The following is a 17,722-nucleotide window of genomic DNA, read 5'->3' as shown; positions in this document are numbered from 1 at the left end:
GGCTGCGCTCCCCGGTCGTGGCACGGCGTTAGCCATTTGGCCGACTGTTCATCGGACCTCGGCGGGTAGAAAGTATACGCACACGTTTAATGGTTTACATTTAACGCAATGCGTAATACGATTCGATGATCACGACGTTCGCAGACAAGGCCACCGCAAGAATTTTCCAGGGCAGGTTCGTGCATACGTTGCCGCACTCGATCCAGCCGCTAGCACATCGCAAGCTGCTGATGATCGACGCCGCGAGCTCCATCGCGAATTTGCACGCGCCGTCCGGAAACCGGCTCGAAGCGTTGCAAGGCGAGCGCAGCGGGCAATGGAGCATCCGCATCAATGCGCAGTGGCGCATCTGTTTTCATTTCGTCGGCGAGGACGCGCTGAATGTCGAGATCGTCGACTATCACTGACTACTGGGAGACCGACATGGTCATCAAACGCTCCGCGCTGAAAAGCATCGATTTCTCCGACATCGATACGGGCGCGGCCATTGACGAGATCCATCCTGGCGAAATTCTGCGCAGCGAGTTTCTCGAGCCGCTCGGCATGTCCGTCAACGCGCTCGCCCTTGCACTGCGGGTGCCGGCGCCGCGCATCAACGACGTCGTGCGCGGCCGCCGCGCCATCTCCGCCGATACCGCGCTGCGGCTCGAGCGCTATTTCGGCGCCAGCGCGCAGTTCTGGCTCAATCTGCAGATTGCCTACGATCTGCGCGTCGCCACCGCCGCCGCCGGCGAGCAGATCGAACGGGAAATCGAACCGATGCCGCGCGCCGAGCGCCCGAAACTGCCCAGCGTGCCCGCCGGGCACGCCCGGGCCGCGGCGCTCGCGGCCAGCGTCCGCGGCACCGTCTCGGCCAGGACGCGCCGCAAGACCTGAAGGCGGCCGTGCGGCCAAAAGCACGGAGCCGACACACACGAGCGGTTAAAATCCCATCATTCTTCTAGCCTTCCCGGAGTACAGCAATGTCTTTGCAACGTCGTACCACTCTCACGAAGTACCTGATCGAGCAGCAGCGTGAAACCAACAACCTGCCCGCCGATCTGCGCCTGTTGATCGAAGTCGTCGCGCGCGCGTGCAAGGCGATCAGCTACCACGTCAGCAAGGGCGCGCTCGGCGATGCCCTCGGCTCGGCGGGCAGCGAAAACGTCCAGGGCGAGGTGCAGAAGAAGCTCGACATCCTGTCGAACGAAATTCTGCTCGAGGCGAACGAATGGGGCGGCAACCTCGCAGGCATGGCCTCCGAGGAAATGGAACAGTTCTTCCCGATTCCGGCCAACTATCCGAAGGGCGAATATCTGCTCGTGTTCGATCCGCTCGACGGCTCGTCGAACATCGACGTCAATGTGTCGATCGGCACGATCTTCTCGGTGCTGCGCTGCCCGGACGGCCACCAGGCCACCGAGCAATCGTTCCTGCAGCCGGGCACGGAGCAGGTCGCCGCGGGCTATGCGGTGTACGGCCCGCAAACAGTGCTCGTGCTGACCACCGGCAACGGCGTGAACTGCTTCACGCTCGATCGCGAACTCGGCTCGTGGGTGCTCACGCAAAGCGACATGCGTATTCCCGTCGAAACTCGCGAGTACGCGATCAACGCTTCGAACGAACGTCACTGGTATCCGCCGGTTCAGCAATACATCGGCGAACTGAAAGCGGGCAAGGACGGTTCGCGCCAGGCCGACTTCAACATGCGCTGGATCGCATCGATGGTCGCCGACGTACATCGCATCCTGAATCGCGGCGGCATCTTCATGTACCCGGCCGACAAGCGCACACCGGACAAGCCCGGCAAGCTGCGTCTGATGTATGAAGCCAATCCGATGGCCTTCATCGTCGAGCAGGCGGGCGGCGCCGCAACCAACGGCGAGAAGCGTATTCTCGACGTCCAGCCAAAGAGCCTGCACGAGCGCGTCGCGGTGTTCCTCGGCTCAAAGAACGAGGTCGATCGCGTAACCCGCTATCACCTCGAAGCGAAGAAGTGATCGCGAAAGAAAAAATGCATCAAGGGGCTTGCCAAGTCACTGAAGTAGTCCCTATAATCTCGTTTCTCCTGATGCCGGAATAGCTCAGACGGTAGAGCAGCGCATTCGTAATGCGAAGGTCGGGGGTTCGATTCCTCTTTCCGGCACCATCAAGTTTCAAGCAAAAAGCCCAGTCCTCGTGACTGGGCTTTTTGTTTTGCCGTCGCGCGAGACGTTGCCGACCTCCCACTGGATCGACCACGACACGAAGCTCCTGCTGAGCCTGTTCCCCGTGCGTGGACGAGCAGCACGTTCTCTAGCGCGGTGCGCGCGGGCCAGCCTGGTCGGGAACGTGGAGCGGGTCGTATGACCGTGGCATCGCGAGGTTCCGCGCAACGACAGTATCGGCCTGTGGGGTCGGCTGCTCGGACGCGCCGTATGCGGCTAGCGCTTGCGCGGGTGCCGACGCGAACCACAAGATCCTGCCGGCGCACTCGATGCCAACCTGACGTCCGCTCCAGTAGACAGCGTTTTCCATCGGCGACCTCTCCCCCAACATGAAGAACGTCATGATCCGCTCTGCGGGTCGCGTGTCCGTCTGTCAACGCACGTCGAAACATCGGTAGTCGCTTCAATCATAGGAGGCGCGATCGCGTATGTTCGACATGTCGCAAAATGCGTTCCTTTTGTCACAGCAATATGGGGAATGGGTACGCCAACCAACTGTCAGCATTTAATTAACGACAAAAATCTTTAAACAGCGCTTGGTCCGGTCAACGCGGCGCGGAATGTGCCGTTTACCAAGTATTAGGCACGCAGTTATGCAATCGGCAAATTACGAACGTTCAATTCAGAAAACGGGAAAATCCTGCCGATGCGGCAATGCACAAATTTGTCACGTTTTTTCACACGAGAACGTCAGATGCAGTGCGGGGAAATATCGATCGGACGTACTCAAACCGGGGTGTGGCAAGGCGCGAGAGCGAATGGCGGAGGGAGCCGGATCGAGATCATTTCACGCTGGGAATTAAGCGGATCAGGCAGATCGCCAAACCCAAGCGATAGTTAGACGATAAATTTTATTCAATCCCTCTGCTGATGTGTCGGCTTGTGCCGTTAAAGCAACAGAGTATGTTTGACTCGCATTGGGCACTGGTGCCATGCGGGGAACGAGGCCGATAATCGGTTCGCAAAGGAGAAAGATCATGGATGCCAAACCACCGAAGATTCCGACCCCGGACAAGGTTTTTTACCCGGATCCGGAACCTGTGGCCGTCGAGTTTTTGGGAGCCGAGCTGCCCGAGCATGTTCGCGCTTTCTTCGACGAACAACGCAAGTCGTGCGATCCGAAGTAACGGACCACTGGCGCGATGCAGCATTCGCGTTCGTTGATGTCATGCGCGGTGAGTACTCGCGCCCTCATTACGCGTCCGACACCTCCGTGAGGACGCTGGATCAGTCCGCCTGATCGCAGCAGCTACACTGGGCCACACGGCTCGAGCGTACGAATACGCGCGTCCTTCACGCACCACTTTCCTCTCCGACAACTGTGTAAAGTGGCCCGTCGCGCGAGGTTTGCCGGGCATCATTTATTCTTCTGGTTTTTCCGTCAACGGCCGCCCGGCCACGTCCACCTCATGAATCGTTTGCATCGCTTCGCCGCGTCCTGCGCGCTCGCCATCGCCGCCACCGTCGCTTTCTCGCCCACCCCCGCCCTTGCCGATGGTGACGACACCGCGCTCACGAACCTGGTCGCACTGGTTTCGCAGCGCCTTGCGCTCGCGGAGCCGGTCGCGCGCTGGAAATGGGCGAACCACCAGCCGATCACCGATACGCCGCGTGAAAACGCGCTGCTCGCCGATGTGGAAAAGCGCGCTGCGGCGGCAAACGTCGACCCGGCGTTCGCGCGCGCGTTCTTCCAGGACCAGATCGATGCGAGCAAAGACGTGCAGAACGCGCTGTTCGCAAAATGGCGCAGCACGCAGCCACCGCAAGGTCCCGCACCCGATCTCGCAACCAGCACGCGACCACAGCTCGACAAGCTGACGCAATCGTTGATGTCGAGTCTGGCGCGCGTGCAGCCGCTGCGCGCAGCGGACGATTGCCCGTCGCGCATCGCGCAATCGCTGGCTAACTGGAAAACGCTGACGCGCTATGACTCCGCGCATTCGAGCGCGATGACGCGCGCGCTAGGTCACGTGTGCGAGACCGGTGGAGTTGGCGCGACCGGCTGATTCCGCCAACGCTACCACGAGCGCACGCTGCATAGGCGTCACACGACGATGCTCGACTCCGGCGTGTCACGCGATACGCTCAACGGCATCACGCGCAGACCACGAGCCAGATGGCTTTGCAGGATACGGTACGTCGAGAGTTCGAACGACCCCGCCAGTGTCGACGCATGCAGTTGCGCCGCCTGCACGAGCGACGGCGCGTGCCCGAGGTATCGCCAGCGATCGACCACGTGGAAGATGCGCTGCGCGTCCTCACGCTCCTCGAAAACGATCGGCCCCTCGAACGGCCACGGCGCGTTCGCGGGATCGCTCTTCGTCACGCGCGGCAAACGGTTGTGGCCCGGCCGCAGCGTCGCGATCCACTGCGCCTCCGCGAGCATCGCGCCGAGTTCGCCGCCAGTCGCGCGCCATTCGACGCGCCGCACCAGGTGCGCAAGCCGCATATCCTTCGACGAACGCCGCTCGCCGGTCAGATGTGAGCGCAGCCGCTGACGCACGCGCACGCTGCGGCCGACATAGAGCGGTGCATCTCCTTCGCCATAGAACGCATACACGCCACAGCCTGCCGGCGCGGTGTCGAGCAGGTCTTCGGTGATGTCGCCGGCGAGCCGGTAGCGACGCGTCGTGCGCTCGATCTGCGCGCGCAGCGCTTCGAGCGGTACGAGCGTCGGCAGACGCTGCCAGAACTGCCAGATCAGATCGGCGTCGGCGAGCGCGCGGTGACGGTCGGACGGCACCAGCGCATGACGTTCGACGAGCGCATCGAGACCATGGCGCTTTTCGCCGGGAAACAGCGCGCGCGACAGCCGCACCGTGCAAAGCACGTCCGGATCGAACGCAATTCCCGCGCGACGAAATTCGCTGCGTAAAAATCCGCGATCGAAACTCGCGTTGTGCGCGACGAACAGCTTGCCGTTCAGGCGCTCGAACAGCGCGGGCGCGATCGACTCGAACGTCGGTGCGCCGCGCACCATGTCGTTCGTGATACCGGTCAGTTGCTGGATGAACGACGGAATGGGCTGGCGCGGATCGATGAGGCTGCTCCAGCGCGATACGCCGGCCGGCCCGACTTCGACGACGCCCACCTCAGTAATGCGGTGCTCGCTCGTCGAGCCGCCGGTCGTTTCGAGGTCGACAAAAACGATGGGTGTATCGAGCGCCGGTTCCGGCGAAAGCAGTTCAGACATGGGGCAAGAGATTCGGATGCGTGAATTTGCGGCAAGTATGCACCAGCTGGACGGTGCGCATCCACACTGAGCGCCGTGCTGAGGCAGAAACTGGTCGGCGGCCCCTCAATTTTGCGCAGATATCCCACAGACGCTTAAATCATTAATCCGGACGTAGCCAATTTCGCTTCAGTGAATCATCTTCCGACAATAATTGTTGAACATGGAGTCACCGAAGCTCGGCTGGGATTCAATAACAATAAAAAACCCTCGCGCGACGGCGAGGGTTTTTCGCTCCCGACTGCGTGGGCCGGCACGCCTGGCGCAGCGCACTTACAGCGGCTGAATGTTGGACGCCTGCTTGCCCTTCGGGCTGGTCTTGACTTCAAAAGACACCCGCTGGTTTTCCTTCAACGACTTGAAGCCCTCGCTGCGGATCTCCGAAAAGTGGGCGAAAAGATCCTCGCCACCCGCGTCCGACGTAATGAAGCCAAAACCCTTAGCATCGTTGAACCATTTGACGACACCAGTTTCCATTTCCTGTTTTTCCTCGGTGATTTATCCAAAGCGGGCATTGCCCTTGAATCGATCCAACCCCGATTCAGTTGCCCATATCTGATCAAGACAAAAACCAGAAACAGCCAATCAAATTCGGCTTTGCCGTTATACGGGGAACAGAGAATCGCCGTCAAGTAAACTTTTCATATGCGTTTAGCGTATAAAAAGATAATGCTTCAAATCGCATCGATACAGGTCAACCCGTCAAACTTACCTGGAATGATTTAGCCCAGACTGGAAACGGAAAAATTTGCGAAAAATATGCAATGCGAATGTAACAAAATCCATCTTTGCGTAAGTGTTTGTCCGACTTGTTGCTGCGCAGTCCGACTCGCATGATGCAGATGAGTTGTAGCGATGTGCTTCAGGAGGTTGTCATGTTCCAGGAAATTCGCCGTCTGTTCGCCTGGCTAACTCATTCGCATGCAAAGGTCATACCAGATCAACCTGCAACCGCGGAATCATCCACGGTTTTCGACTTCGATCCGATGTGGCATGGAGACCATTGGCAGAACCTGCTCTCCTCGCCGATGGATGCGCGCCGTTATGTGATGGAAGACTGGAGCGTGTCCGCGCAGGGCGATTGGGACGACACGGAAGGCACCGCCCCCGCTCACTAGAGCAGTTCGAAGGTCGTCCGCCATAAAAAAAGCGCGACTTGAAGGTCGCGCTGACAAAGGTTTGGAGATCTTTTTCGTCAACGAAAAAGTCTGCTTCGGAAAGCAGAAACTAAAGTATAGCGGTCGTATGCGATTTCGATTATTCACACAATTGACAATCGTGTATTGCCGCAATAACAACAATGGTTTTTCCGCATTTCTTCCCGTTGTTTTTCCGCATCGTTTGGTGTCGCGAATCAGCAACGCGGTTTAGGAAAAATCAGACGCTGAATTCCGCCGAGTCGTCGCAAAGCCTTTATCCATAAGGCCCGAATGGCGAATCACGATCGTTTCTTGATGCGTAATACTTTATTGCGCAAATCGGAACATCAACTCATGGAAGTGTCTCTCTACACTCTGCGTAATCGGAAACCGGCGCGGATCTGGTCAGCGCGCTTCTCACGCGGATTCCGCTTCTCGCAGCGCTCGCGTGAAGGTCTCCTAAGCCAGGGTTTTATACCTCTCTCGCTCTTGGAGTTATATCAATGAAGAAGACACTCATGGTCGCTGCCCTGTCCGGCGTTTTCGTCACGGCAGCGCACGCGCAAAGTAGCGTCACCCTGTATGGCCTGATCGACGCCGGGATTACTTATACGAATAACCAGCGCGTCAGTGCTACCCAGCACGGCGCCAACGTTGCGATGACGAGCGGTTCGGTGAACGGTAGCCGCTGGGGCCTGCGTGGCGCTGAAGATCTCGGCGGTGGTCTGAAGGCCATCTTCACGTTGGAAAACGGCTTTGGAATCAACGACGGCACGCTCAAGCAGAACGGCCGTATGTTCGGCCGGCAGGCATTCGTCGGTCTGTCGAGCGACCAGTTCGGCGCTGTCACGCTCGGCCGTCAATATGACAGCATGGTCGACTTCGTCGGCCCGCTGGCGCTGACCGGCACGCAATACGGCGGCACCCAGTTCGCCCACCCGTTCGACAACGACAACCTGAACAACTCGTTCCGTATCAACAACTCGGCCAAGTACACGAGCGCGAACTACGGCGGCTTCAAGTTCGGCGCGTTGTACGGCTTTTCGAACCAGGCTAGCGGCTTCGCGAACAACCGCGCATACAGCGCGGGCGCATCGTACAACTGGGGCGGCCTGAACGTCGCAGCCGCTTACTTGCAACTAAACGCCAACGGCGCAACCGGCGCGGCCGCAGCGTTCAATTCGGGTGGCGCAGTATCGGGCGACAACACCTTCTTCGCGCAACGTCAGCAAACATGGGGCGCAGGCGCCAACTACGCGTTCGGCCCGGCAACCGTTGGCATCGTGTACTCGCAGACGAACCTGCATGGCCTCGTCGGCATCAGCCAGGGCTCATCGGGTGTCTCGGGCGGTATCGGCTTCCCGTCCAACAGCGCCCAGTTCCAGAATTTCGAGGGTAACGCTCGTTACGCTCTGACACCGGCGATCAGCATTGCCGCTGCGTACACGTACACCCGCGCTAACCTGTCCAGCCAGCACGTGCACTGGAACCAGGTCGACCTGCAAACCGCATACGCGTTGTCCAAGCGTACCGACGTGTATCTGCAAGGCGTGTATCAGGCGGCAAACGAAGACTCGATCGTCCCCGCCTTCATCAATGGCGTGGGTAACGCTTCGGGCAACAACAAGCAAGTCGCCGTGACGGCTGGTCTGCGTCACCGCTTCTAAGCACTGCGCAAAGGCTGACAGTAGAGAAGGCGCCGTTCGCGGCGCCTTTTTTTATGTTCGCGCCGAAGGGGTCTTTCGCCAGACTTTGCCTGCTCCTCCGCCAGCGCCCTAGCGGTCGGCATCAGGTGGCGGGTACTTGACGTCGAGAATGTCGATCGGCTGAGGGCCGGCCGGCGTGAACAGCGTGACCGTATCGCCGACCTTGGCCTTCAGCAGCGCACGCGCAATGGGCGAAATCCAGCTCACGTGCCCAATGTCCAGGTCGACCTCGTCGACGCCGACGATCGTCACCTTATGCTCTTCGCCGTCCTCGGTCGCATAGTCGACCGTCGCGCCGAAGAACACCTGGTCGAGGTTTTCCTGCTGGCTGCTATCGACGACCTCGGCCAGATCGAGCCGCTTGGTCAGGAAACGGATGCGCCGGTCGATTTCGCGCAAACGTCGTTTGCCATAGATGTAGTCGCCATTCTCCGAGCGGTCGCCGTTCGACGCCGCCCACGACACGAGCTTGACGACCTCGGGCCGCTCGACATCGATCAGATGCAGCAACTCATCGCGCATACGCCGATGACCGGCGGGAGTCATGTAATTTTTGGTGCCTGCGGGCACGTCGGGCTGGGTGACGTCGAGATCGTCGTCGTTGTCCTCGCTCGACTCTTTGACAAAGGCCTTGTTCATAATCATCCAATAACAGCAGCTAGCAACAACCTGATTAAAGGTTACACGATCGGGCCCGCGACACAAATCGCCGTGATGGGCTTCCATTTTTTAATTCCGTTGGCTATAATCTCGTTTCTGTGTGCGGCTGTAGCTCAGTTGGATAGAGTACTTGGCTACGAACCAAGGGGTCGTGGGTTCGAATCCTGCCAGCCGCGCCACTTTTTTGCGAGAGCTTCCTTGCCGGGAGCTCTCAGGTTTGACCGGTTTTTGCAACAAGCATCACCGTTTTGCGTGCGGCTGTAGCTCAGTTGGATAGAGTACTTGGCTACGAACCAAGGGGTCGTGGGTTCGAATCCTGCCAGCCGCGCCACCTATGAAGGGCCTTCCAGTCGGAAGGCCCTTTGTTTTTTCTGGCGCACCATACCCGGTGCGCCAGTTCAACGCGGCGGCGACTGGATATCCCCAATCTGCCCGTCCGGGTGCGGCAAGTCCTCGACGACCCCGCCTACCGTCTGCTCGCTGATCGTCTCGGCCCGCATGCCGGTCAGTGCCTGGCGCTCGCGCAGCACGTCGTCGACGGTATCGCCGAAATGGCTCGCGACGAACGCCCGCAGCAAAGCAATGCGCAGCGAGTCGCCGCTCCCCTCCGAGGCCCGCTGTCCGCCCTTGAACTCCGCGACGCACAACGCGCCTTTTTCGCTCTGCTCGCGCACATCGAGCCGTATCGCGCGCTCGAGCACAACGGCGGCCGTTTCCCATGACGCGCAAGGCGTGAAGCGCCCGTCCCACGGACGACCACGATCGTTGCCGCGGATCGCAACAGTCTCGCCACTATCGGTAAAGTAGATTTCGCGCACGAAGTCGTGCAGGCTGCGCGCCACCCAGTAATCGAGCGCCACGCCAGCGAGGTCGGATACGTTCATCTGCGTTCTCCCCGGGGTTCAGGTGAGACTTGCCTTCAGTTGTATCCTGAGCCGCACGAAAGATGCCAGACTGGCGTGAAGCGCCAGTCCAGGCCGCGCCGTCGCCCAGCCGGAAGCCGCTCAGTAATCCGCGCGCTCGCGGTCGATACGCATGCCGCCGTCGTGGCGGTGATGCCCTTCTTCGCTCGGCCGTTCACGCGCGATGCGCATCACGTCCGGATTGGTGCGCACGCGCCGCATCACATTGGCCAGGTGCACACGATCGCTGACCTGAATCACGAAGCGCAGAATTGTGGATTCCTGCGACAGATCTTCGTCCATCGCGATATGGACGATGTTCGCGTCCGCCGACGTGATGTCGGCCGCTACGCGGGCGAATACGCCCTTGGTATTCTTGACCAGCACCTTCACCGCGACATCGAACAGACGCCCCGGCTGCGGCGCCCACGCAACGTCGATCCAGCGCCCCGGATCGCGCCGGTGGATACGCTGCGCGACGCGGCAGTCGGTGGTGTGGATCGCCATGCCGAGGCCGATGCCGATATAGCCCATGATGTCGTCGCCCGGAATCGGACGGCAACACGCGGACAGCTGCACCGACATGCCCTCGGTACCAGTGATGACGACCGGCGGCGCATGCGGCGTCGAGCCGGACTCGGAGCGCGAGCCGTCGTCGTCGCCGTCGCGCCCGCTCATCAGCACTTCGATGCGCTTGGCCATCACCGCGGCGACCCGTCGGCCGAGACCAATGTCCGCGAAAATTTCCTGACGGTTCTTGTTGCCCGTCCACTGCACGAGCTTTTCCCACGCTTCCGGCGTCACGTCCGACAGCGCCAGGCCGTAGCCCTTCAACGCCTGATCGACAAGACGCTCGCCGAGCTGCACCGACTCGTTAAGGCGCATCGTCTTCAGATAATGACGGATCGCCGAGCGCGCCTTGCCGCTGCGCACGAAGCCGAGCCATGCGGGGTTCGGTTTCGAATACGGCGCCGTGATGACCTCGACGATGTCGCCGCTCTTCAGTTCGGTACGCAACGGCAGCAGCTCGTTGTTGATCTTCACCGCGACGCACTGGTTGCCGAGGTCGCTGTGGATCGAATACGCGAAGTCGAGCGCGGTGGCGCCGCGCGGCAGCGCCATGATCTTCGACTTCGGCGTGAACACGTAGACCGCGTCCGGGAACAAGTCGATCTTCACGTGCTCGAGGAATTCGCTCGAATCGCCCGCTTCGCTCTGAATGTCGAGCAGCGACTTCAGCCACTGGTGCGCGCGCTTTTGCACGTCGTTCAGGTCCGCGCTGCCGTTCTTGTAAAGCCAATGCGCGGCAACGCCCGCCTCGGCGATCTCGTGCATCTTGCGGGTGCGCACCTGAAACTCGATCGGCGCGCCGAACGGGCCGACGAGCGTGGTATGCAGCGACTGATAGCCGTTCACCTTGGGGATCGCGATGTAATCCTTGAACTTGCCCGGAACAGGCTTGAACAGCGCATGCAGCGCGCCGATGCAGGTATAGCACTCGAGCGCGCTGTCGACGACCACGCGAAAACCATACACGTCAAGCACCTGCGAGAACGACAGCTGCTTGTCGCGCATCTTCTTGTAAATGCTGAAGATGGTTTTCTCGCGACCGGTGACTTCGGCGTCGAGCTTTGCGTCGGCAATCGCGCGCTGCACCGATTCGAGAATCTTGCCGACCACTTCGCGACGATTACCGCGCGCCGCCTTCACGGCTTTTTCGAGCGTCGCGTAACGATGCGGGTTGAAATTCGCGAAGCTCAGGTCCTGCAACTCGCGATAGGTATTGTTCAGGCCGAGCCGGTGAGCGATCGGCGCGTAGATGTCGAGCGTTTCGCGCGCCACGCGGCGACGTTTCTCCGGCGGCACCGCGCCGAGCGTGCGCATGTTGTGCAGCCGGTCGGCGAGCTTCACGAGGATCACGCGCACGTCGCGCGCCATCGCGAGCAGCATCTTGCGGAAGTTCTCCGCCTGCGCTTCCTCGCGATTGCGAAACTCCATCTTGTCCAGCTTTGACAACCCGTCGACCAGTTCTGCGACCTTCGCGCCGAAGCGCTCGGCGAGCTCCGCTTTGGTCACGCCCTGGTCTTCCATCACGTCGTGCAACAGCGCGGCCATGATCGCCTGGGCGTCGAGATTCCAGCCCGCGCAGATTTCCGCGACCGCGACCGGATGGGTGATGTAGGGTTCGCCGCTCTGGCGATACTGGCCGAGGTGGGCTTCGTCGCTGAAGTGGAACGCCGCCTTGATGTCCTTGATTTCTTCCGGCGGCAGATAGCCGGACAACGCGGACGTCAGATTGGCGATGGAGACGACGTCATGCCGGCGCGGCTGCTCCGGCGTGGCGGTCGGCCCGAACAGATGACGAAACGATTGCTCGAGGACCGCGTCGATGTACTTGCGTGCAGACGACGGCGCGTCGGTGTCGTGTTCCGCTTCCGTGGCGGTGGGCGGGGTAGCACTCATGGTCGCCTCCGGTAGCGGTCAGGGTTGGACACAGTTCTGCACGTTGAGCAATCCGGTGTGGCGAATACCGGACAAGTCGAAAACGAAAATCCGTGCGCCTTAGACCGGCACCTTCTTCAGCATTTCGACGCCGACCTGACCCGATGCGATTTCACGCAGCGCGAGGACGGTGGGCTTGTCGCGGCTTTCGATCTTCGGCGTGTGGCCTTGAGCGAGCTGACGCGCGCGATAGGTCGCGGCAAGCGCGAGTTCGAAACGGTTCGGGATCTGTTTGAGGCAGTCTTCGACGGTAATGCGGGCCATGTTGGGTTCCTTCTCAGTATGTTGCTTATTCTACCTTATGTGCCTGACGGCACGCCGCGCTCACGCGTGCGGCAGGTGGATGCCGAGCTGCATGAAAAGCTGCGTGTGACGCGCGTACTGCGACGCAAAGCGCGAGCGCGTCGCGCCGACGAGGCACTGCAATTCAGCCAGCGCACGATCGAAGTTTTCGTTGATCACCACGTACTCCGCTTCGGCCGCGTGCGCGATCTCGCCGCCCGCCGCGAGCAGGCGTCGCGTGATCACGTTCGGTTCGTCCTGGCCGCGCTTTTTCAGACGCTCTTCGAGCGCTTCGAGCGACGGCGGCAGAATGAAAATCTCCACCGCGTTGTGGAATTGCTTCTTCACCTGCTGCGCGCCCTGCCAGTCGATTTCGAGCAGCACGTCATGGCCGTTTTTCATCTGCTCCTCGATCCACACGCGCGACGTGCCATAGTAGTTGCCGTGCACTTCCGCGCTTTCGAGAAACTCGCCCGCGTCGTGACGCCGCATGAAGTCTTCGACGGTCGTGAAGTGATAGTGCTCGCCGTCCTGCTCCTTCGGACGGGGCGGGCGCGTCGTGTACGAGATCGACAGACGGATCGCGTCGTCGCCCGCGAGCAGCGCGTTCACGAGCGTCGACTTGCCCGCGCCCGACGGCGCGACGACCATGAACAGATTGCCGGGATAGGCGCCGGCGTACGGATGGCGCGGCGCGCCGGCTTCGCGTGGATGGTGGTCAGTCATGATGTGTAGTGCTCCAGCCTTATTCGAGATTCTGTACCTGCTCGCGCATCTGTTCGATCAGTAGTTTCAGCGTCATCGACGAATCCGCGAGTTCCTTCGCCGCCGCCTTGGAACCGAGCGTGTTCGCTTCGCGGTTCAGCTCCTGCATCATGAAGTCGAGCCGCTTGCCGACCTTGCCGCCCTTCTCGATCACGTGGCGCGTTTCGTTCAGGTGCGCGGTGAGGCGCGACAGCTCTTCGGCGATGTCGATGCGAATGCCGTACATCGTCACTTCCTGGCGAATCCGCTCGTTGATCTCTTCGCGCGACACGATCGTCACAGCCGCATCCGGTGCGGCGATGCCGAGCGCTTCCTGCAGACGCTCGACGATCTTCTGCTGATGCCGCGCAATCAGCTCGGGCACGAGCGGCGTGATCTTCGTGACGATCGTTTCCATTTCGGTGACGTTGCCGAGCAGCATCGTCGCGAGTTGCGCGCCTTCGCGCGCACGCACGTCGATCAGATCCGCGATCGCCTGCTTGCCGCACGCGAGCACCGTGTCGCGCAACGTCTCGGGCGCGATGCCGCTTTCGGCGAGCACGCCCGGCCAGCGCAGAATTTCGCCAGTTCGCAGACGGCCGGCTTCCGGAAACGTGTCGAGCACCGCGCGTTCCAGCTGCGCGAGCTGCGAGAGCGCGTCGTGGTTGATCGCGCCCGCGTTCGCCGACTGCTCGCTGCGCTGCAGATTCACGCGAATGTCGACCTTGCCGCGCGACAGCTTGTTCATCAGCATTTCGCGCAGCGTCGGTTCGACGACGCGTACGTCTTCCGGCATGCGGAAGTTCAGGTCGAGAAAGCGCGAGTTCACCGTGCGTAATTCGACCGACACGCTGACGCCGCCAGTGCCCGAGGCCGCCACGAGTTCGCGCGTGGCGCTCGCATAGCCAGTCATGCTGTAGATCATCGTATATCTCGCGATTGCGGCCATGCGTTCGACGATGGCCTGAGAAGCGGATCGCCCGGCGTGTACGAGACGCGGGGCGGGGAACCGGCATTATCCCATTTTTGGCGGCGCCATCCGCTCGTGAGCGAGCCCGGATGCGGCCCGGCACGCGGCTGCTTTCACGGTACGGATTGCCGCTCGTCGTAACGATGACTCTCGCGTGCTCAAGCGGCGCTCATCGCCCGCAAGCTCGTGTGCCATGCGTATGGGCAACCGCCCGATTCGATCGGCGGTAAAATTAGAGTTTTTCCTCCGCCCCTCTTCCGGCCTTTCGGCACTCAACGCGACCCATTCCGACATGAGCAACGACACCCCACGCCCCAGCGGCCGCCAGCCCAACCAGTTGCGCGACGTGCGCATCACGCGTCACTACACGAAGCATGCGGAGGGCTCGGTGCTGGTCGAGTTCGGCGACACCAAGGTGATCTGCACCGCGAGCGTCAGCGAGAGCGTGCCGCCGTTCCTGCGTGATCGCGGCCAGGGCTGGCTCACCGCCGAATACGGCATGCTGCCGCGCGCCACGCATACGCGCAGCGATCGCGAAGCCGCGCGCGGCAAACAGACCGGCCGCACGCAGGAAATTCAGCGGCTGATCGGCCGCGCGCTGCGCTCGGTGTTCGATCTCGAGAAGCTCGGCGCGCGCACGATCAATCTCGACTGCGACGTGATCCAGGCCGACGGCGGCACGCGCACCGCGAGCATCACAGGCGCGTTCGTCGCCGCGCATGATGCGGTCGCCAGATTACTCGCCACGGGCCGCATCGAAAGCTCGCCGATCACGGATTACGTCGCCGCGATTTCGGTCGGCGTGTACGACGGCGTGCCGGTGCTCGACCTCGACTACGACGAAGACTCGCAGTGCGACACCGACATGAACGTCGTGATGACGGGCGCGGGCGGCTTCGTCGAAATTCAGGGCACCGCCGAAGGCGTGCCGTTCTCGCGCGAAGAAATGAATGCGCTTCTCGATCTCGCGAGCGACGGCATCAGCACGCTGATCGCGAAGCAGAAAGAAGCGCTGGGAGTGCAGCAGTGAATGAGGTTCGTCAGGACGGCGGCGGGAACGATGCTCTCGGCATCACGTCGGGCATGCCGCTGAAAAAAGTCGTGCTCGCGTCGAACAACGCGGGCAAGCTGCGCGAATTCGCGGCGCTGCTCGGCGCGGCCGGCATCGAGTTGATCCCGCAAGGCGCGCTCAATGTACCGGAAGCGGAAGAGCCGCACCCCACCTTCGTCGAAAACGCGCTCGCCAAGGCTCGTCACGCGGCGAAGCTGACCGGCCTGCCCGCGCTCGCCGACGACTCGGGCCTTTGCGTGCGTGCACTGCGCGGCGGGCCGGGCGTCTACTCGGCCCGCTTCGCGCAACTCGCCGGCGGCGAGAAAAGCGACGCGGCGAACAACGCGCGACTCGTCGAAGAACTGCGGAGCGTGAGCGATCGGCGCGGCTATTACTACTGCGTGCTCGCCCTCGTGCGTCACGCGGACGATCCCGAACCGCTGATCGCCGAAGGCCGCTGGCATGGCGAAATCCTCGACGCGCCGCGCGGCGAACATGGCTTCGGTTACGACCCGTACTTCTATCTGCCCTCGCTTAACGCGAGCGCCGCCGAGCTCGAGCCAGCAGTCAAGAACGCCAGCAGTCATCGCGCGATCGCGCTGCGGCAACTGCTCGCTCGCCTGTCGGAGGAAGCGTGATTCCGATCCGATCGACACCGGCGGACATCGGCAACGGCGTCGTCAAGGCATTCACGTCGCCAGGCGGCATCCGTTTGACGTCCCTGCCGCCGCTCGCGCTGTACGTGCATTTTCCGTGGTGCGTGCGCAAGTGCCCGTACTGCGACTTCAATTCGCATGAGTGGAAGGGCGAAGCGTTCCCGGAGAACGACTACCTCGACGCGCTGCGCGCCGATCTGGAAATGGCGTTGCCACTGATCTGGGGCCGCCAGGTGCATACGGTGTTCATCGGCGGGGGCACGCCGAGTTTGCTGTCGGCGGCGGGGCTCGATCGCATGCTGTCGGATATTCGCGCTTTGCTGCCCCTCGACGCCGACGCGGAAATCACGCTCGAAGCGAACCCCGGCACGTTCGAAGCCGACAAGTTCGCGCAGTTTCGCGCGAGCGGCGTGAACCGGCTGTCGGTGGGCATCCAGAGTTTCAACGAAACGCATCTGAAGGCGCTCGGCCGCATTCACGACGCGGCGCAGGCGCGCCACGCGGTCGAAGTCGCCGCGACCACGTTCGACAACTTCAACCTCGACCTGATGTTCGCGCTGCCCAGGCAAACGCTCGCCGAATGCCAGGCCGACGTGGAAACGGCGTTGTCGTTTGCACCGCCGCATCTGTCGCTGTATCACCTGACGCTCGAACCGAACACGCTGTTCGCCAAGTTCCCGCCCGCGCTGCCCGACGACGACGCGTCCGCGGACATGCAGGACTGGATTCATCAACGCACCGCCGAGGCCGGCTATGAGCGCTACGAGGTGTCCGCGTATGCGCGGCCGCATCGGCAAAGCAAACACAATCTGAACTACTGGCGTTTCGGCGACTATCTCGGCATCGGCGCGGGTGCGCATACGAAGCTGTCGTTTCCGAATCGCATCGTGCGTCAGGCGCGCTACAAACATCCCACCACGTTCATCGAACAGGCCAAGGCCGGGGCAAGCGTGCAGGAAGAGCACGAGGTCGGGCCGCGCGATCTGCCGTTCGAGTTCATGCTGAACGCGCTGCGCCTGGTGGAAGGGTTTCCGGTGCATCGGTTCATCGAGCGCACGGGTCTGTCGATCACGACGATCGAACCCGCGTTGCAGGAAGCGGAACGGCGCAAGCTGATTACGCGCGACCACGAACGGATCGCGCCGACGCCGCTTGGGCAGGCGTTCCTGAACGATCTGCAGGCGCTGTTTCTGAAAGATCCGCAGTGATGGCGACTCGCCTGGACTCGGCAGCGAAGTCTTTCCAGGTTACAATTCGCGGTTTGGAGGTGTGGCCGAGTGGTTTAAGGCACCGGTCTTGAAAACCGGCGAAGGAGCAATCCTTCCGTGAGTTCGAATCTCACCGCCTCCGCCAGTCTCCCAAGAAAAACCCCGTAAGTTCAGCAACTTACGGGGTTTTTGTTTTTCTTATCCCGATGATCCGCTGCGCGAGTGCCCTCAGCGACTGGAAAGATCATAGACGAGAGTTACGGTCGCTCCCCGCGAGCAACCGCACTACGGGCGCGAAAAATCGCAATGTTCTTGCGGGCGCTTTTATCTGTTTCGTCGAAACCCGTGGAGATTTTGGGCGGTCGCCCATGTACGGACTGCCTGTCGCACGGTACTTATCTGACTGCTGTCAACACCGGCAGCGGCTTCAGATAGACCATCGACACACCTATGTACGTTCAGCGACATGCTTCACGCTATGAAG

The 17,722-nt window shown here is 61.4% G+C and carries 18 protein-coding genes and 4 tRNA genes; 14 read left to right on the top strand and 8 right to left on the bottom strand.

Features of this window, described 5'->3' with window-relative positions; translation table 11 throughout:
• Nucleotides 1–125 precede the first annotated feature (125 nt).
• The 6 genes from G5S42_RS02195 (at nucleotide 126) to G5S42_RS02170 (ending at nucleotide 4,192) form a co-directional block, all read left to right on the top strand.
• On the top strand, nucleotides 126–407 hold the full coding sequence (locus G5S42_RS02195; protein WP_176105333.1) for a type II toxin-antitoxin system RelE/ParE family toxin: 282 nt from the start codon (nucleotides 126–128) through the stop codon (nucleotides 405–407).
• Between the two features lie 16 nt (nucleotides 408–423).
• Nucleotides 424–876, top strand: coding sequence for a HigA family addiction module antitoxin (locus tag G5S42_RS02190; protein WP_176105332.1), 453 nt, complete (start codon nucleotides 424–426; stop codon nucleotides 874–876).
• A gap of 86 nt (nucleotides 877–962) precedes the next feature.
• Nucleotides 963–1,979, top strand: a complete 1,017-nt coding sequence (locus G5S42_RS02185; RefSeq protein WP_176105331.1) for a class 1 fructose-bisphosphatase — start codon at nucleotides 963–965, stop codon at nucleotides 1,977–1,979.
• A gap of 73 nt (nucleotides 1,980–2,052) precedes the next feature.
• Nucleotides 2,053–2,128 (top strand) — tRNA-Thr (locus tag G5S42_RS02180).
• A 1,035-nt stretch (nucleotides 2,129–3,163) separates the two neighbouring features.
• Nucleotides 3,164–3,313 (top strand): hypothetical protein, encoded by a 150-nt coding sequence (locus tag G5S42_RS02175; RefSeq protein WP_008921206.1) that lies wholly within the window; start codon nucleotides 3,164–3,166, stop codon nucleotides 3,311–3,313.
• Between the two features lie 282 nt (nucleotides 3,314–3,595).
• Nucleotides 3,596–4,192, top strand: a complete 597-nt coding sequence (locus G5S42_RS02170; RefSeq protein ID WP_176105330.1) for a chorismate mutase — start codon at nucleotides 3,596–3,598, stop codon at nucleotides 4,190–4,192.
• Between the two features lie 38 nt (nucleotides 4,193–4,230).
• On the opposite strand, the gene G5S42_RS02165 is transcribed toward G5S42_RS02170, so the two are convergent.
• Together G5S42_RS02165 and G5S42_RS02160 are read right to left on the bottom strand one after the other, a co-directional pair.
• On the bottom strand, nucleotides 4,231–5,379 hold the full coding sequence (locus tag G5S42_RS02165) for an exonuclease domain-containing protein (RefSeq protein ID WP_176105329.1): 1,149 nt from the start codon (nucleotides 5,377–5,379) through the stop codon (nucleotides 4,231–4,233).
• Between the two features lie 312 nt (nucleotides 5,380–5,691).
• Complete coding sequence (locus G5S42_RS02160) at nucleotides 5,692–5,895, bottom strand: cold-shock protein (RefSeq protein ID WP_176105328.1); 204 nt, start codon at nucleotides 5,893–5,895, stop codon at nucleotides 5,692–5,694.
• A 398-nt stretch (nucleotides 5,896–6,293) separates the two neighbouring features.
• On the opposite strand from G5S42_RS02160, the gene G5S42_RS02155 reads away from it, so the two are divergent.
• Together G5S42_RS02155 and G5S42_RS02150 are read left to right on the top strand one after the other, a co-directional pair.
• Nucleotides 6,294–6,536, top strand: a complete 243-nt coding sequence (locus G5S42_RS02155) for a hypothetical protein (protein WP_246391779.1) — start codon at nucleotides 6,294–6,296, stop codon at nucleotides 6,534–6,536.
• Between the two features lie 524 nt (nucleotides 6,537–7,060).
• Nucleotides 7,061–8,224 carry a porin gene (locus G5S42_RS02150; RefSeq protein ID WP_176105326.1) on the top strand — a complete coding sequence of 388 codons (1,164 nt, stop codon included), beginning with the start codon at nucleotides 7,061–7,063 and terminating at the stop codon, nucleotides 8,222–8,224.
• A gap of 108 nt (nucleotides 8,225–8,332) precedes the next feature.
• Here G5S42_RS02150 and greB read toward each other — a convergent pair whose 3' ends face one another.
• A complete protein-coding gene (gene greB / locus G5S42_RS02145) occupies nucleotides 8,333–8,902 on the bottom strand; it encodes a transcription elongation factor GreB (protein ID WP_176105325.1) in 570 nt (189 codons plus the stop codon).
• Between the two features lie 123 nt (nucleotides 8,903–9,025).
• On the opposite strand from greB, the gene G5S42_RS02140 reads away from it, so the two are divergent.
• Both G5S42_RS02140 and G5S42_RS02135 read left to right on the top strand, forming a co-directional pair.
• Nucleotides 9,026–9,102 (top strand) — tRNA-Arg (locus G5S42_RS02140).
• Nucleotides 9,103–9,177: 75 nt separating this feature from the next.
• Nucleotides 9,178–9,254, top strand: a tRNA-Arg gene (locus G5S42_RS02135).
• A 67-nt stretch (nucleotides 9,255–9,321) separates the two neighbouring features.
• Here G5S42_RS02135 and G5S42_RS02130 read toward each other — a convergent pair.
• The 5 genes from G5S42_RS02130 to G5S42_RS02110 all read right to left on the bottom strand — a co-directional run bounded on the left by G5S42_RS02130 (nucleotide 9,322) and on the right by G5S42_RS02110 (nucleotide 14,278).
• On the bottom strand, nucleotides 9,322–9,807 hold the full coding sequence (locus G5S42_RS02130; RefSeq protein ID WP_176105324.1) for a phage protein NinX family protein: 486 nt from the start codon (nucleotides 9,805–9,807) through the stop codon (nucleotides 9,322–9,324).
• A 120-nt stretch (nucleotides 9,808–9,927) separates the two neighbouring features.
• Nucleotides 9,928–12,288: a RelA/SpoT family protein gene (locus tag G5S42_RS02125; protein ID WP_176105323.1), complete on the bottom strand. Its 2,361-nt coding sequence runs from the start codon at nucleotides 12,286–12,288 to the stop codon at nucleotides 9,928–9,930.
• 99 nt (nucleotides 12,289–12,387) lie between these two features.
• A complete protein-coding gene (gene rpoZ, locus G5S42_RS02120; protein WP_008921215.1) occupies nucleotides 12,388–12,591 on the bottom strand; it encodes a DNA-directed RNA polymerase subunit omega in 204 nt (67 codons plus the stop codon).
• Nucleotides 12,592–12,651: 60 nt separating this feature from the next.
• Nucleotides 12,652–13,335: a guanylate kinase gene (gmk, locus tag G5S42_RS02115; protein ID WP_176105322.1), complete on the bottom strand. Its 684-nt coding sequence runs from the start codon at nucleotides 13,333–13,335 to the stop codon at nucleotides 12,652–12,654.
• A gap of 19 nt (nucleotides 13,336–13,354) precedes the next feature.
• Nucleotides 13,355–14,278 (bottom strand): YicC/YloC family endoribonuclease, encoded by a 924-nt coding sequence (locus G5S42_RS02110; RefSeq protein ID WP_176105321.1) that lies wholly within the window; start codon nucleotides 14,276–14,278, stop codon nucleotides 13,355–13,357.
• A gap of 337 nt (nucleotides 14,279–14,615) precedes the next feature.
• Here G5S42_RS02110 and rph point away from each other — a divergent pair, with 337 nt between their 5' ends.
• The 4 genes from rph (at nucleotide 14,616) to G5S42_RS02090 (ending at nucleotide 17,383) form a co-directional block, all read left to right on the top strand.
• Nucleotides 14,616–15,353, top strand: coding sequence for a ribonuclease PH (gene rph / locus G5S42_RS02105; protein ID WP_176105320.1), 738 nt, complete (start codon nucleotides 14,616–14,618; stop codon nucleotides 15,351–15,353).
• The gene (rdgB, locus tag G5S42_RS02100; protein ID WP_376776860.1) at nucleotides 15,350–16,012 is read left to right on the top strand and encodes an RdgB/HAM1 family non-canonical purine NTP pyrophosphatase; all 663 of its coding nucleotides are present in this window, start codon (nucleotides 15,350–15,352) and stop codon (nucleotides 16,010–16,012) included. Before rph ends, rdgB begins: the two co-directional genes overlap by 4 nt.
• Nucleotides 16,009–17,238 carry a radical SAM family heme chaperone HemW gene (hemW, locus tag G5S42_RS02095; RefSeq protein ID WP_176105319.1) on the top strand — a complete coding sequence of 410 codons (1,230 nt, stop codon included), beginning with the start codon at nucleotides 16,009–16,011 and terminating at the stop codon, nucleotides 17,236–17,238. Before rdgB ends, hemW begins: the two co-directional genes overlap by 4 nt.
• Nucleotides 17,239–17,293: 55 nt before the next feature.
• Nucleotides 17,294–17,383 (top strand) — tRNA-Ser (locus tag G5S42_RS02090).
• The last annotated feature ends 339 nt before the right edge of the window (nucleotides 17,384–17,722 follow it).

Origin of the sequence: Paraburkholderia youngii, assembly GCF_013366925.1 — a bacterium.
Classification (GTDB): Bacteria; Pseudomonadota; Gammaproteobacteria; order Burkholderiales; family Burkholderiaceae; genus Paraburkholderia; species Paraburkholderia youngii.
This window is presented reverse-complemented; position numbering and strand designations above follow the sequence as displayed.

Bases quoted from the DNA above. Each gene is read 5' to 3' on its own strand.
- G5S42_RS02195 (WP_176105333.1), top strand. From the start codon at position 126: ATGATCACGACGTTCGCAGACAAGGCCACCGCAAGAATTTTCCAGGGC.
- G5S42_RS02190 (WP_176105332.1), top strand. From the start codon at position 424: ATGGTCATCAAACGCTCCGCGCTGAAAAGCATCGATTTCTCCGACATC.
- G5S42_RS02185 (WP_176105331.1), top strand. From the start codon at position 963: ATGTCTTTGCAACGTCGTACCACTCTCACGAAGTACCTGATCGAGCAG.
- G5S42_RS02175 (WP_008921206.1), top strand. From the start codon at position 3,164: ATGGATGCCAAACCACCGAAGATTCCGACCCCGGACAAGGTTTTTTAC.
- G5S42_RS02170 (WP_176105330.1), top strand. From the start codon at position 3,596: ATGAATCGTTTGCATCGCTTCGCCGCGTCCTGCGCGCTCGCCATCGCC.
- G5S42_RS02165 (WP_176105329.1), bottom strand. From the start codon at position 5,379: ATGTCTGAACTGCTTTCGCCGGAACCGGCGCTCGATACACCCATCGTT.
- G5S42_RS02160 (WP_176105328.1), bottom strand. From the start codon at position 5,895: ATGGAAACTGGTGTCGTCAAATGGTTCAACGATGCTAAGGGTTTTGGC.
- G5S42_RS02155 (WP_246391779.1), top strand. From the start codon at position 6,294: ATGTTCCAGGAAATTCGCCGTCTGTTCGCCTGGCTAACTCATTCGCAT.
- G5S42_RS02150 (WP_176105326.1), top strand. From the start codon at position 7,061: ATGAAGAAGACACTCATGGTCGCTGCCCTGTCCGGCGTTTTCGTCACG.
- greB (WP_176105325.1), bottom strand. From the start codon at position 8,902: ATGAACAAGGCCTTTGTCAAAGAGTCGAGCGAGGACAACGACGACGAT.
- G5S42_RS02130 (WP_176105324.1), bottom strand. From the start codon at position 9,807: ATGAACGTATCCGACCTCGCTGGCGTGGCGCTCGATTACTGGGTGGCG.
- G5S42_RS02125 (WP_176105323.1), bottom strand. From the start codon at position 12,288: ATGAGTGCTACCCCGCCCACCGCCACGGAAGCGGAACACGACACCGAC.
- rpoZ (WP_008921215.1), bottom strand. From the start codon at position 12,591: ATGGCCCGCATTACCGTCGAAGACTGCCTCAAACAGATCCCGAACCGT.
- gmk (WP_176105322.1), bottom strand. From the start codon at position 13,335: ATGACTGACCACCATCCACGCGAAGCCGGCGCGCCGCGCCATCCGTAC.
- G5S42_RS02110 (WP_176105321.1), bottom strand. From the start codon at position 14,278: ATGATCTACAGCATGACTGGCTATGCGAGCGCCACGCGCGAACTCGTG.
- rph (WP_176105320.1), top strand. From the start codon at position 14,616: ATGAGCAACGACACCCCACGCCCCAGCGGCCGCCAGCCCAACCAGTTG.